At 69.6% G+C, this 12,004-nt stretch carries 12 protein-coding genes and 1 pseudogene; 5 read left to right on the top strand and 8 right to left on the bottom strand.

Annotation, left to right across the window (positions count from 1 at the left end; all coding sequences use genetic code 11):
- Positions 1-71 precede the first annotated feature (71 nt).
- Positions 72-896 (bottom strand): MOSC domain-containing protein, encoded by an 825-nt coding sequence (locus ACNPQM_RS34795; protein ID WP_418087106.1) that lies wholly within the window; start codon positions 894-896, stop codon positions 72-74.
- Between the two features lie 78 nt (positions 897-974).
- Entirely contained in the window at positions 975-1,454 is a 480-nt protein-coding gene (locus ACNPQM_RS34790; protein ID WP_418087105.1) for a DUF6643 family protein, read from the bottom strand.
- A gap of 189 nt (positions 1,455-1,643) precedes the next feature.
- Here ACNPQM_RS34790 and ACNPQM_RS34785 point away from each other — a divergent pair, with 189 nt between their 5' ends.
- Positions 1,644-2,003, top strand: coding sequence for a hypothetical protein (locus tag ACNPQM_RS34785; RefSeq protein WP_418087104.1), 360 nt, complete (start codon positions 1,644-1,646; stop codon positions 2,001-2,003).
- A gap of 442 nt (positions 2,004-2,445) precedes the next feature.
- Here the strand turns inward: ACNPQM_RS34785 and ACNPQM_RS34780 are convergent, their stop codons facing one another.
- From ACNPQM_RS34780 to ACNPQM_RS34765, 4 genes are all read right to left on the bottom strand, one after another.
- Positions 2,446-3,429 carry an XdhC family protein gene (locus ACNPQM_RS34780; RefSeq protein WP_418087103.1) on the bottom strand — a complete coding sequence of 328 codons (984 nt, stop codon included), beginning with the start codon at positions 3,427-3,429 and terminating at the stop codon, positions 2,446-2,448.
- Between the two features lie 72 nt (positions 3,430-3,501).
- Positions 3,502-5,676 (bottom strand): xanthine dehydrogenase family protein molybdopterin-binding subunit, encoded by a 2,175-nt coding sequence (locus ACNPQM_RS34775; RefSeq protein ID WP_418087102.1) that lies wholly within the window; start codon positions 5,674-5,676, stop codon positions 3,502-3,504.
- Between the two features lie 45 nt (positions 5,677-5,721).
- On the bottom strand, positions 5,722-6,711 hold the full coding sequence (locus ACNPQM_RS34770) for an FAD binding domain-containing protein (protein WP_418087101.1): 990 nt from the start codon (positions 6,709-6,711) through the stop codon (positions 5,722-5,724).
- Positions 6,708-7,250, bottom strand: coding sequence for a (2Fe-2S)-binding protein (locus ACNPQM_RS34765; RefSeq protein WP_418087100.1), 543 nt, complete (start codon positions 7,248-7,250; stop codon positions 6,708-6,710). Before ACNPQM_RS34765 ends, ACNPQM_RS34770 begins: the two co-directional genes overlap by 4 nt.
- A 194-nt stretch (positions 7,251-7,444) precedes the next feature.
- On the opposite strand from ACNPQM_RS34765, the gene ACNPQM_RS34760 reads away from it, so the two are divergent.
- The gene (locus ACNPQM_RS34760; protein WP_418087099.1) at positions 7,445-8,335 is read left to right on the top strand and encodes an AraC family transcriptional regulator; all 891 of its coding nucleotides are present in this window, start codon (positions 7,445-7,447) and stop codon (positions 8,333-8,335) included.
- Here ACNPQM_RS34760 and ACNPQM_RS34755 read toward each other — a convergent pair.
- Both ACNPQM_RS34755 and ACNPQM_RS34750 read right to left on the bottom strand, forming a co-directional pair.
- Positions 8,287-8,928 carry a class I SAM-dependent methyltransferase gene (locus ACNPQM_RS34755; RefSeq protein ID WP_418087098.1) on the bottom strand — a complete coding sequence of 214 codons (642 nt, stop codon included), beginning with the start codon at positions 8,926-8,928 and terminating at the stop codon, positions 8,287-8,289. The two genes, ACNPQM_RS34760 and ACNPQM_RS34755, sit on opposite strands and share 49 nt — an antisense overlap.
- Positions 8,929-9,085: 157 nt before the next feature.
- On the bottom strand, positions 9,086-9,988 hold the full coding sequence (locus tag ACNPQM_RS34750; RefSeq protein ID WP_418087097.1) for an AraC family transcriptional regulator: 903 nt from the start codon (positions 9,986-9,988) through the stop codon (positions 9,086-9,088).
- Between the two features lie 144 nt (positions 9,989-10,132).
- Between ACNPQM_RS34750 and ACNPQM_RS34745 the strand changes: the two genes are divergently transcribed.
- From ACNPQM_RS34745 to ACNPQM_RS34735, 3 genes and pseudogenes are all read left to right on the top strand, one after another.
- Complete coding sequence (locus ACNPQM_RS34745; protein WP_418087096.1) at positions 10,133-10,450, top strand: putative quinol monooxygenase; 318 nt, start codon at positions 10,133-10,135, stop codon at positions 10,448-10,450.
- A gap of 38 nt (positions 10,451-10,488) precedes the next feature.
- Positions 10,489-11,080: pseudogene (locus ACNPQM_RS34740) on the top strand (alpha/beta hydrolase fold domain-containing protein); the annotation flags it as partial.
- A 56-nt stretch (positions 11,081-11,136) separates the two neighbouring features.
- On the top strand, positions 11,137-11,895 hold the full coding sequence (locus tag ACNPQM_RS34735) for an SDR family NAD(P)-dependent oxidoreductase (protein ID WP_418087095.1): 759 nt from the start codon (positions 11,137-11,139) through the stop codon (positions 11,893-11,895).
- Positions 11,896-12,004: the final 109 nt, after the last annotated feature.

Raw genomic sequence — 12,004 nt, 5'->3', positions numbered from 1 at the left:
CAGACGAAGAGAGAGCAACCTCACGCCGCCCAACGCGCGGGCCGGTCCCACGAGTTCCCCTCCCGGCCGAGTCAGCCGAGAATCCGAACCGGGTCCCCGACCCGGATCACGCCGGTCCCGTCCGGAATCAGATACTGGCCGAACAGCAGGTCCTGCCCGGCACGGCGGTGGCGCGCGAGGGTCCGCAGCGGCTCCTTGCCGCGCTTCGCGGTGCCCTGGTCGGTGGTGGTGATGACACAGCGGTCACAGGGTTTGACGACGCGGAACGGGACATCGCCGATGGTGATCCTTTCCCATCCGTCCTCCGCCCACGGTGCCGTGCCGTCCACGACGACATTCGGCCGGAAACGGTTCATCGGCAGCGGGGCCTCGTCTGCGTGGTCGCCCTGCGCGATGAGTGAGTTCAAGGCGTCGAGCGAGGCGCTGGAGGTCAGGAGAAGCGGGTAGCCGTCGGCGAATCCGACGGTCTCACCGGGGCGCGCGTAGGCGGGATTGATCAGCCGACGGGTCCGGGGCGCGTCGAGATGGACGAGCCGGACCTCCGTGCCCAGGCAGGCGCTGAACCAGGTGTGGGCGGCGGCCGCCGCCTCCACCACCTCGATGGTGGACCGGTGCAACGCCACGGCGACCGTGCGCCCGGGCTCGGGCACCTCGACGGTCAGCGGCGCGCTCCCCGGCGCCGACAGACCGATGCCGCCACCGGGCAGCGGCACGGCGGAGACCAGCGCCAAGTACGGCTGCTGACGCTGTGTGACAGCCCGGCCCGTGGTGTCGACCAGCATCCACCGGCGGTCGCCGTCGAGTCCCCATGGCTCGACGGCGGCCTCGCCGGGCTCGTATCCGGCCAGCGACTTGACCGGATGAATGTGCACGGCGCGCAGTTCGGGAGGACGCATGCCTCCATCCTGCCAGTCCGCCCGGGCCCGTCCTGCGGAGCGGGCCCGGGACGGACCGCGGCCGTGTGCAGGTGGGTCTCAGTACCCTCGGCCCTGGTGCGGGCGGTTGTACGGGTCCTCGTACGGAGAGGGCGCGGGTGCGGGCCGCGGCGCCGCCGGACGCATCGACTCGTACCCTGTGCCCGGCGCCGGGCGCGGCTGCTGGGGCTGCGGCGGCTGGTAGCCGCCCCGCATGCCGGTCGGCTGCTGCGGGATGTACGGAGCGGGAGCTTGCTGCAGATGAGCCGGCTGCATCGGCGCGTAGTTCTGCTGCGGTGCGGCCACCTGCTGCGGGTAGCCGTACGACGGGTTCGGCTGGGAAGGCGCCGCGGGAAGCGCCGGCAGCGCCGACGGGAGCGCCGGCAGATAGCTGTTTCCGGTGTCGTAGGAGGCCGGCACTCGGATCGGGGCAATCTGAGGCGTACCCCGCTCCGCGACCAAGGAGTCGTAGATCGGAGTGTCGGGGAACGACGGTGCGGCGTAGTAGCCGCCGCCGTAGGTGGAGCGGGGGGAGGTCATGACACCTAAGTTAAGCCCACGATGTGCTGGTTGGGGAGCCCCAATCCTAGGGTCATCCGATTTACGCTGGTTCTGTCCGTCTGACCTGCTAAAACATCGTTAAAGCTGCCGTTGACGGCGGGGGCCTTTCCGTTGAAGGGCCCATGGCTAATGAGAACTGGCGGATGGGCTGCAAAGGGCGACACCCGCGTGGCACTCGCCAGGATGGAGGGCCTCGACCCCGAGCGCTTGGAACCTTACGACTGTCAGGAGATCGCCGACGGCAACCGCGGCCTGCCGGCCGCCACCGCCGACAACACGCGCGGTGACCACTGGGCCTACTGGCTCGGCGGCGTCGCCACCCACCGGGTTCGGGAGAACACCCATCTCCGCTCCACCGCCTGGGCCTGTCTCCACCTCATCCCCAACCTCGGCACCAAGAAGTTCGACCGAGTCACGGTCAAGGACGTACGCACCTTCCTCGACCGGCTCCACATCGCCTGCCGGTGCTGCGCCCAGGGCCTGGACACCGAACGGAAGAGGTGCTGCGCGATCGGCCAGTGCTCCTGACAGTGAACTGGAACAACATCAAGGTCTTGTGCCCAGTCGGGCCTCGTCACAGGTCACGTCGTCGGTCGGTTCATGTCGACGTGATCCCGATGACGCATCATGTGGAGTGCGTGGCGATTCTGGAGCCTGCCGGAAAGAGCCGCTGACCTGCGGTTTCGTGGTGGTCGTCATCCGCTTCACCTGTTTCCGCCAATCCAACAGGTGAAGCGCTGGGCTGGTCGGCTGTACTAACCTGACCTGCGGCTTCATTGGGGGCCGACGACGGCGGCTCAAGCCGTGGCCGCACACCCCTCAGGTTCTTGACGCTCGTGCGACGCTTGTTCTGAAAGCCCGTCAGTTGCGTTGAAGTCTGTGCACCGAGTGTGGGTGAGCCCCGCTGGGCCACGTTCGCGATCGGACGGCAGACTGCCCAGGCACCGTCGTCCTTGTGCAACCTGATCGGCTAAGTGTGAGCCGCGGCCGTGGTGGCCCGGACGGGCAGATCGCCGTCGCGCAGACGCCGCCCGCAGCGGCCGTTGTCCACCGCCACGAGCTCGGCGAGGATCGACAGGGCGCTCTCGGCGAGCGACGCTCCGCCGAGGTCGAGGCCCGCCGGGCCGGTCAGCCGGTCCAGTCCGGGCGCGTCGGCCAGGCGCCGTAGGCGTTGCGCGTGGGTGGCCCGGCTGCCGAGCGCGGCGACGTACCCGGCGGGGCCTGCCAAAGCGGCGCGAAGAGCGCGGTCGTCGATGCGCGGGTCATGGCTGAGTGTGACGACCGCGTCGCGTACGCCGAGCGGATGGCGGGCGATCCACTCGTCCGGCCAGGCACGGACGACGTCGGCGTTGCCGGGGAAGGCCGCGGAGGCGACATGGCCGGGCCGCGGGTCCAGGACGACGACCGGGCGGTGCAAGGTCCCGGCCAGGGTGGCCAGGGCTGCGGCGAGATCTGTTGCGCCGACCAGCAGCAGCCGCGGCCGACCCACCAGTTCCTCAGTGAACGCGGGTCCCACGTCGGTCAGTTGGCCGACAGTGGATGCTGTCGACCAGCGGTGAGGCAGCCTCAGCCCGACCCGCACAGTGAGCGGACGGTCGTCGGCCAGCGCCGTGGTGATGGCGGAGTGCACAGGCTCGGGTGGCGCGGGCGTGATGAGGACGCGCAGTTCGCCGGCGCAGGCGGGAGCGTCCTCCCAGGGCAGCAGGTCGTCCCCGGGCGACACCGCGGTCACATGGGGCGCGGCTCCTGCCAGGACGGCGCGGGCTGCGTCCAGGACGATGCCCTCGACGCAGCCGCCCGACAGTGAGCCGCGCCACGTACCGTCCGCGGCGACGGCCATGGTGGCGCCGAGCGGTCGTGATCCGGGACCGTCACGGCCCACCAGCCGGGCCAGCGTGACGGGCCGGCCCGCCCGACGGTGGGCGTCGACGAAGGGCCACACTTCGCGCAGCACGCATACCTCCTGTTCCAGTCCCGGGCTGGGGCTGCGACGGCAGCGGTCCCAGCACCCCTTCTCGCGGACGGTTCACGACGTCGGCTGTTCCTCGATCACGCGGTCCGGACGGATGGGCAGGGTCCGCTGGCGGCGGCCGGTGGCGTGCCAGACGGCGTTCGCGATCGCGGCCGCCGTGCCGACGGTGCCGATTTCGCCGACACCCTTGACGCCCGACGGGTCGCCGGGTTCGTAGTCGGGTACGAAGTCGGCTTCGATGTCGGGTATGTCGGCGTGCGCGGCGATGTGGTAGCCGGCGAGGTCAGTGGTGATGTGCCGTCCCGTCGCCGGATCGCGGGCGCCTTCTTCGTGCAGGGCTATCGACAGCCCCATGACCATGCCCCCGACCAGTTGACTGCGCGCGAGGAGCGGGTTGATGACGCGGCCCACGGCGAACATGCCCAGAAGCCGCCGCACGCGTACCTCGCCGGTGGCCGGATCGACGGTCACCTGGCAGAACACGGCGCTGTAGGAGTGCCGTTCCATGGGTGGAAGCGCACCGAGCGACTCGGTGGTGTCGCACGAGACGGTCAGTGGCAGCGTGGTGTCGCCCAGCTGGGAGCGCAGCTTCGCCGCGGCCTCGGTGATTGCCCAGGACCAGGACGTCGTCCCGCGGGATCCGCTGGCGTTCCAGGTGGGGCCGAGATCGCTGTCCGCGATCAGGAGCCGTATCCGTTCGGGATCCACGCGGAGCGCCTGCGCCGCCACCGCGGTCAGTGCGGTGCGTGCGCCAGTGCCGATGTCGCTGGCACCGATGGCCACGGTGAAGGCGCCGTCGGTCTCGGCGGTGATCGATGCCGAGGCGGGCAGGGCCCCCGCGCTGAAGGACGTGGCCGCCATCCCGGTGCCGATCAGCAGGCATCCCTCCGTCCGCGTCCGCGGCCGGTGGTCGCGTGTGGCCCAGCCGAACCGGCGGGCGCCCTCGTGCAGACATGCGACGAGGTTGCGGCGGCTGAAGGGCAGGCCGGACACCGGGCCGACGGTGGGCTCGTTGCGCAGCCGAAGCTCGAGCGGATCCATGCCAAGCCGCTCCGCCAGCTCGTCCACGGCGGATTCGAGCGCGAACGATCCGGGTGCCGTGCCTGGCCCGCGTACCGAGTACGGCGGCAGGATGTCGATGGGGACCGCGGTGCGCCGGGTACGGATCGCCGTTGCCGCATAGAGCGTGTTGGTGAGCTCCGTGCAGTTCTCGAGGTAGTCCGCGAGCTTCGAGACCTCGAAGGCCGACTCGTGGTCGATCGCCTGCAGACTGCCGTCGGTGTCGGCCCCCATCCGGACCCGCTGGTCGGTCGCCGGCCGCATCGATACCGTCAGGAACACCTGATTCCGGCTCAGGGTGACGCGCACGGGACGGCCGAACACCGTGGTGGCCATCACCGCCAGAACCAGTTGAGGGCCGCACCCGCCCGACTTGGACCCGAAGCCGCCACCGACGTGCTGAGAGCGGACTCGTACCTGTTTGGGGTCGAGGGAGAACAACGTGGCCACCGTCATGGCGACCAGGAAGGGTCCCTGATTGGAGTCGATGATCTGCAGCCGCCCGTCCTCCCACCAGGCGGTCGCGGAGTGCGGCTCCATGGCGGCGCCATGCTGCTCGGGCGTGACATAGCGCTCGTCGACGACCACAGCGCTCGCGGCCAGCTCCGCCTCCACGTCACCGACGGTGGCGTCCTCTCCGAAGAACGACGTCGCCGGCCGCGCGGACGGGTGCTCAAGTGAGAATTCGGCGTCGTACGGTTCCTCGTCGTAGGTGACCCGCAGCGCCGCGGCCGCTGACCGGGCCTGCTCCATCGTCTCCGCCACCACCAGTGCGACCGGCCGGCCGGCGTGGGGGACCTCGTCGTTCTGCAGCAGGTGTATGCCCCCGTCGGGGCCGAAGAAGGATCCTGCCTCCAGGTTGAGCCGGGGAGCGTTGTGGTGATCGATCACACCGAGTACGCCGGGCATGGCGTGCACGGCGGAGGCGTCGACGGCGCGGATGCGTCCGCGGGACACTGTGGAGGTGACGACCCAGCCGTAGGCCAGGTCGGTCATCGGTTCGTCCGCCGCGTAGCGCACGCTGCCGGTGACCTTGCCCGGTCCCTCGATACGGGGACGGGCCACCCCCATCGCGCCCGGGTGCGCCACGCCGTCCCACGGGGCGGTGCTCGGCCCGGCGGCCGGGTGCACGGCGGTTGTCGGGGCTGCGCTGGTCGAGGACGTCTTCATGTGCTGATCTCCTTCACGGCGACGGCGGGCGACGGGATCGGTGCGTCACTCGGCCCTGCGGGCGAGGTCGGTCAGGACGGCCTCGATGAGGTTGCGGGCCAGGCCGACCTTGTACGCGTTGTCGCGCAACGGCCGCGCGGCGGACAACTCCGCGTCGGCGGCGGCCCGGAAGCTGCCGGCCGTGGCGGGGGCGTCCCGCAGGGCGGACTCGGCGGCGTGGGCGCGCCAGGGCCGGGAGGCGAGGCCGCCGAGCGCGATCCGGGCCCCCTTGACGATGCCCTGGTCGACGTCCAGCGCGGCGGCGACGGAGACGTTCGCGAAGGCGAAGGACGCGCGCCCGCGGACCTTGCGATAGCGCGAACGAGGGGACGCCGCGGCGGCCGGCAGGGTGACCGCGGTGATCAGGGCGCCCGGGGGAAGCGCCGTCTCCCGGTGCGGACTCTCGCCGACCGGCAGGTAGAACTCGGACAGCGGGATCTCGTGGGAACCGTCCCGGGTTTCGTAGCGCACGACCGCGTCGAACGCGGCCAAGGCCACGGTCATGTCTGAGGGATGGGTGGCCACGCAGTGGTCGGTCCAGTCGAGGATCGCGTGGTTGTGGTGCTCTCCGGCGATCGCGGAACACCCGCTGCCGGGGCTGCGCTTGTTGCACGGCTGCGAGGCGTCGGCGAAGTAGCCGCACCGGGTTCGCTGCAGCAGGTTGCCGCCCACCGTGGCCATGTTGCGCAGTTGCCCGGACGCGCCCGCCAGCACGGCCTGGCTGAGCGCCGGATACCGCCGGCGCACCTCAGGATGGGCCGCCAGGTCGCTGTTGGTAGTTGTCGCGCCGATGACGAGTGAGCCGTCGGGCGCGTCGTCGATGCCGTCCAGCGGCAGCCGACGGACGTCCACCAGCCGGGTCGGCGTCTCGATTCCGTCCTTCATCAGGTCGACGAGGTTCGTTCCGCCGCCGAGGAACCGGGCGCCGTCCTCGTCGGCGACCAGAGCGAGGGCGTCTCGGACCCGGCTCGGCCGCTGGTAGCTGAACTCCTTCATCTCGCCACCTCCTCGCGGGCCGCCGTCTCGAGCACGGCCCGCACGATCGACGGGTACGCGCCGCAGCGGCACAGGTTGCCGCTCAGGCGTTCGCGCACCTCCTCGGCGTCCAACTCGCGCGCCGGCGCATCGGGTGAGACATCGGCGGTGACCGCGCTGGGCCAGCCCGCCGCGTGTTCGGCCAGCATGCCGACCGCGGAACAGAGCTGCCCGGGCGTGCAGTAGCCGCACTGAAGGCCGTCGAGTTGCACGAACGACTGCTGCAACGGTCGCAGTTCACCCTCGTGCGCCAGACCCTCGACCGTTGTGACGTCCGAGCCGTCGACGGCGACGGCCAGCGTCAGGCACGACACCACACGCCGGCCGTCCAGCAACACCGTGCAGGCGCCGCACTGCCCACGGTCGCAGCCCTTTTTCGGCCCTGTGTGGCATGTGTCCTCACGCAGCGCGTCGAGCAATGTCCGGCGATTGTCGACGTTCAGGCGGTGAGTCTCGCCGTTGACGTGAAGTCGTATCTCGCTGCGGGTACTTTCCGCCATTCCGCTTGCCCTTCCTCAATACAGCCAACCGTCGATCGGCAAGCCCCAGAGCCTTCAGTTATTCAAGCAGCCCCTCCGCGAATTGATTTGCCCGATAGTGGCGAGCCCTTGCCTGATCCTCTCGATGATTTCGCGTCAGCCGGAGCCGGAACGGATGGCTGGACCGTTTCGCGGCGGCGGTGTTCAATCGGTCCATGCCGCTTGACGAACTCCGCACTCTGCTGGCGCGTCACGCCAGACCCGACGGAACGACCGCCATCGAGAACGTGAGGATCGGCCGGGAGGAGTCGGACGAACACCACGCCTCCATGAGTGGAACGGTCATGGCACTGATCGGCCAAGGCGCCAAGCGTCTCGCGCTGGGCGACCGCGTGTACGAGTACGGCCCCGGGCAGTACCTGGTCGCATCCGTCGACGTGCCCGTCACCGGCCGCTTCCTCGCTGTCACCCCGGAGCAGCCGGCGCTGGGACTGGGCCTGCTCCTGCATCCGTCGGACGTCGCCGAGATGATGCTGCAGACGGCGCCCGGCACCTTTCCGTCGCACGGCACGGCACCCCCCGCCATCTCCGTCAGCGACGCCTCCGACGAGTTCCTGGACGCCGTCGTGCGACTGGTGCGCCTGCTCGACCGGCCACGGGACAGGGACATGCTCGCCCCCCTCGTCAAACGCGAGATCCTGTGGCGCCTGATCACCGGCGAGCAGGGCGCGACGGTCCGTCACATAGGTCTTGCCGACAGCAAGCTCTCCCATATCGCCAGAGCCGTGCACTGGATTCGCGAGAATTACCGGAAACCGTTTCGGGTGGAAGACGTGGCAGAGCTTGTCGGAATGAGCGCTTCCTCCTTCTACCGGAACTTCCAGGCCGTCACCCGGATGAGCCCCATCCAGTTCCAGAAGAACATCAGACTCCATCAGGCCCGGCTCCTGCTGACGGAACACCCGAAAGACATCGCGTACATCGGATACCGCGTGGGGTACGACAGCCCGTCCCAGTTCAGCCGGGAATATCGACGCCTTTTCGGTGCGCCACCCAGTCAGGACGCTGTTCGATTCGCGATGGGCGCGGCCGGCGGCGCGGGCTGACAGGCCGGAACGCGCGGCCTGCGCGCGGAGTAAACCAGGGCGGGAGGCAGGTTGCGGTACACCGTCCCGCTCGCGACCACTTCTTCGAACGCCTGGCGCAACTGGGCGAGCCTGCGGCGGCTCGGCGGGGCCCAGTGGGCGAACGTGTAGGTGAACTGCGTGTACACCCCGGTCTCGGACAGCACCGACGCGATGGCCGGTACGAGGGACTGGCCTTGCGGACCGGTGAACGCCGACCAGGGGAGGCTGCTCACCACGACGTCCGCCGCGCCAAGGCCCCGGTCGGCGAGGATGCGGGGCAGTTCCCAGGCGGACTCGGCGACCGTCTCGGCGCCGGGAAACCGCTCAACCAGATGCGCGGCGAGCCGTTCGTTCACTTCGACCGCGATGTGGCGTCCGCGGCCTGCCAGTTTGTGTTGGATCGCCGCGGTGGCGGGTCCGGTGCCCGGACCGAGCTCCACCACCACGGGCTCGCCCCGCTCCGGTACGGCGGCGACAAGCCGCTCGACCAGCCGGGGCGAACTCGGTATCAGGGAGGCCGTACGGAGCGGGCTGCGCAGGAACTCGCAGGCGAAAACCACTGTTTCACTCATGTTGTGATCCTTGCCGTGTGGTGGGATCCGCGGTCGGCCGGACAGTTGTCCGCCCCGCGGGAGAATCGGCAATTCGATTCAACCCCAGCGACTTGCGGAAACCGTAGAATGATCCTCGCCACCCCTTGCACGATGCTCTATCGGAGTCCAGTCCGGATCAGGGAAGGACACCCGAAGAAGTACGCACGGCCCGACGCAGTCGGACGGCGTCCTTGCTAGGGGGCGCTCCGAACTGGCGGCGGTATTCGCGGCTGAACTGTGACGGGTTGTCATAACCGACGCGCTGGCCGACTCCGGTGACATCGCCCGGATGGGTGGCGAGCAGCAGTCGCGCCTCCTGCAGCCGGATCTGCTTCTGGAACTGAATTGGGCTCATCGCGGTCACCGCCTGGAAGTTGCGGTAAAAGGCGGAGACGCTCATCCCGGACATCCGCGCCACGTCCTCGACCCGGAAGGGATCCGCGTAGTGCTCGCGGATCCAGCCCATGGCCCGAGAGACGTGACTGAGGCTGCTGTCGGCCAGGCCGAGTTGGCGGACTGTCGCGCCTTGGTCGCCGGTGATCAGGCGCCACAGGACCTCTCGTGTGACCAACGGGGCCAGTACGGCCCGGTCGCGGGGCTCGTCGAGCAGGCGCAGCAGCCGGACCACCGCATCGAGCAGCGCGGCCGGAGCGTCGCTGACGAAGATCCCCGACGGCGCACCACCGCCGGTGCGGGGGGTGTCTCCGGGCCCGGCCTGCAACAGCAACTCGGCGACAGCCGGCGGTTCCAGCACGAGTCCGAACCCCAGCGCCGGCTGCTCGGGGCCGGCCAGGGTGAACTGCCCGCTGACGGGCAGGTCGACGGATGCGACCAGGTACTGCCCGGCGCCGTACTCGTACACGCGGTCGCGCAGGGCGAGTCGCTTGGAGCCCTGGGCGATGACCGCCAGCACCGTGCCGGACATCGAGGGCGTCGGATCCGACCAGTCGACCTTCGAGATCAGGACGCCGTCGATGGCGGTGGTCCAGTCGGGCCGGGCATGCCGGGTCAGCAGGCTGCGGAGCTCTTCGAGGGGCATGCGTCCATTGCAGCACCATTCCGCACCGTGGCTCCCGTGACCACGAGGATCGTGCAAGTACGAGCGAGCATCGTTCTAACGTTTTCGCAGGTCACCTCGGTTGACTGGAATCACCTCACTCCACTGCTGAGAAGAAGGCACCCAATGATCGCCAACTACGGCTTCAACGCCACCCTGACCGCCAAGCCCGGCATGGGCGACCGACTGGTCGACCTGCTGTTGACCGGTCTGGACGAGGGCAGCCCCGGCGCGAGCGAACACTGCGTCGTCTACCTCGTCTCCCGTTCCGCGTCCGACCCCGACGTCGTCCACGTCACCGAGGGCTGGACCAGCGAGGAGGACCACCACCGGATCTTCGCCGGCGAGGCCGCCCAAGCCATCGTGGCGCAGTTCGACGGACTGCTGGCCAAGGAGTCCGAATACACCGACTACGTGCCGGTCCGCGGCAAGGCCGCCTTCTGACCCGCCGATCGCCCCACGCCCAGGCCCCGGCCTTCCCCACCGGCACCGCCCTGGTCGACGACTGCTATCAGGGACTGCTTCTGGGTCGCCGAACACTCCGCCGAACTGGGCATCGATCCCGCCCGGATCGTCGTCGCGGGCGCCAGCGCGGGCGGCGGCCTCGCTGCCGGCGTCAGCCTGCTGGCCCGCGACCTCGGCACCCCGGCGATCGCCGCGCAGGTGCTGATCGGCCCCATGCTCGACCACCGCAACACCAGCGCCTCCAGCCGCTAGTACTCGGACGGGCCCGGCGTATGGACCCGTGAGATGAACGAGTTCGGGTGGCGCTGGGTCCTCGGCGACCTCACCGATGACCAGGTACCCGCCTATGTATCACCCGCGCTGGCCGACGACCTCTCGGGCCTGCCGACCGCCTACATCGACACCGGCTCCGCCGAGGTCTTCCGCGACGAGGACACCGACTACGCCATCCGCATCTGGGCGGCCGGCGGTCAGGCCGAACTCCATGTCTGGGCAGGCGGCTTCCACGGGTTCGACGCCCTGTACCCCCAGGCCCACATCTCGGCCACGGCCCGCCGGGCACGCACAGACTGGCTCGCCCGAGTCCTGCCCCCGAACCCCGCCGCATAGCGCAGCCCGCGCAGTCACACATGACCCACGCACGACCGCACCCCAGGCGGAACACCATGAAGGTCGCCATCGTGACGGGCGCCAGCTCCGGCATCGGACGAAGCGCAGCGATCCAGATCGCCAAGCGCGGAACCGGAGTCATCCTGACCTACGGCAACAACCCGCAAGGAGGGCAGGAGACGGCCGCCGCCATCGAGAAGGAGGGCGGCACGGCCGTCGCACTGCCGCTGGATGTCGGCGAGACCGCCACCTTGGCGGCCTTCCGCGACACGGTGGCCGACGTGCTGCGCGACACCTGGCAGCGCGACACCTTCGACTACCTGGTCAACAACGCCGGTTTCGCGCAGACATCGTTGATCGAGGACACGACCGAGGAGGCGTTCGACAGCCTCATGCGGGTCCTGCTCAAGGGACCGTACTTCCTGACGCAGAGGCTGCTGCCCCTGCTGGCGTACGGCGGGGCCATCGTCAACACGAGCAGCAACGCGGCGGTGACGGCCGGCCTGGAGCCCGGCTATGCGGCATACGCGTCGATGAAGGGCGGCCTGGTCGTGCTGACGCGGTACATGGCCAAGGAATTCAGCTCGCGGGGCATCCGCGTCAACGCGGTCTCGCCGGGATCGACCCGCACCCGGATCGCCGACGATGCCTTCACCCGGTTCCCTGAGGTTGTTCCGGCCCTCGCCGCGAGGACCGCACTCGGCCGGGTCGGTGAACCTGACGACATCGGCGTCATGATCGCCTCACTGGTCTCCGACGAGAGCCGCTGGGTCACCGCTCAGAACATCGAGGTATCGGGGGGCTTCAACCTCTAGTGCTCTGACCGGATAGACACCTCACGACCCCAAGGCGTCAAGCCGCAGCGGCCAAGGCAGTTGGGAATGCGGTGTTCTCATCGAACAGTTCGCGTCGCTGGAGGCAGTG

The sequence above is a fragment of the Streptomyces sp. NPDC056231 genome, from assembly GCF_048270745.1.
GTDB lineage: Bacteria > Actinomycetota > Actinomycetes > Streptomycetales > Streptomycetaceae > Streptomyces.
This window is presented reverse-complemented; position numbering and strand designations above follow the sequence as displayed.

What these genes read in the sequence shown, in the direction of transcription:
- ACNPQM_RS34750 (WP_418087097.1), bottom strand. Translation starts at nt 9,988, where the DNA reads ATGCCCCTCGAAGAGCTCCGCAGCCTGCTGACCCGGCATGCCCGGCCC.
- ACNPQM_RS34760 (WP_418087099.1), top strand. Translation starts at nt 7,445, where the DNA reads ATGCCGCTTGACGAACTCCGCACTCTGCTGGCGCGTCACGCCAGACCC.
- ACNPQM_RS34765 (WP_418087100.1), bottom strand. Translation starts at nt 7,250, where the DNA reads ATGGCGGAAAGTACCCGCAGCGAGATACGACTTCACGTCAACGGCGAG.
- ACNPQM_RS34755 (WP_418087098.1), bottom strand. Translation starts at nt 8,928, where the DNA reads ATGAGTGAAACAGTGGTTTTCGCCTGCGAGTTCCTGCGCAGCCCGCTC.
- ACNPQM_RS34770 (WP_418087101.1), bottom strand. Translation starts at nt 6,711, where the DNA reads ATGAAGGAGTTCAGCTACCAGCGGCCGAGCCGGGTCCGAGACGCCCTC.
- ACNPQM_RS34790 (WP_418087105.1), bottom strand. Translation starts at nt 1,454, where the DNA reads ATGACCTCCCCCCGCTCCACCTACGGCGGCGGCTACTACGCCGCACCG.
- ACNPQM_RS34775 (WP_418087102.1), bottom strand. Translation starts at nt 5,676, where the DNA reads ATGAAGACGTCCTCGACCAGCGCAGCCCCGACAACCGCCGTGCACCCG.
- ACNPQM_RS34745 (WP_418087096.1), top strand. Translation starts at nt 10,133, where the DNA reads ATGATCGCCAACTACGGCTTCAACGCCACCCTGACCGCCAAGCCCGGC.
- ACNPQM_RS34795 (WP_418087106.1), bottom strand. Translation starts at nt 896, where the DNA reads ATGCGTCCTCCCGAACTGCGCGCCGTGCACATTCATCCGGTCAAGTCG.
- ACNPQM_RS34735 (WP_418087095.1), top strand. Translation starts at nt 11,137, where the DNA reads ATGAAGGTCGCCATCGTGACGGGCGCCAGCTCCGGCATCGGACGAAGC.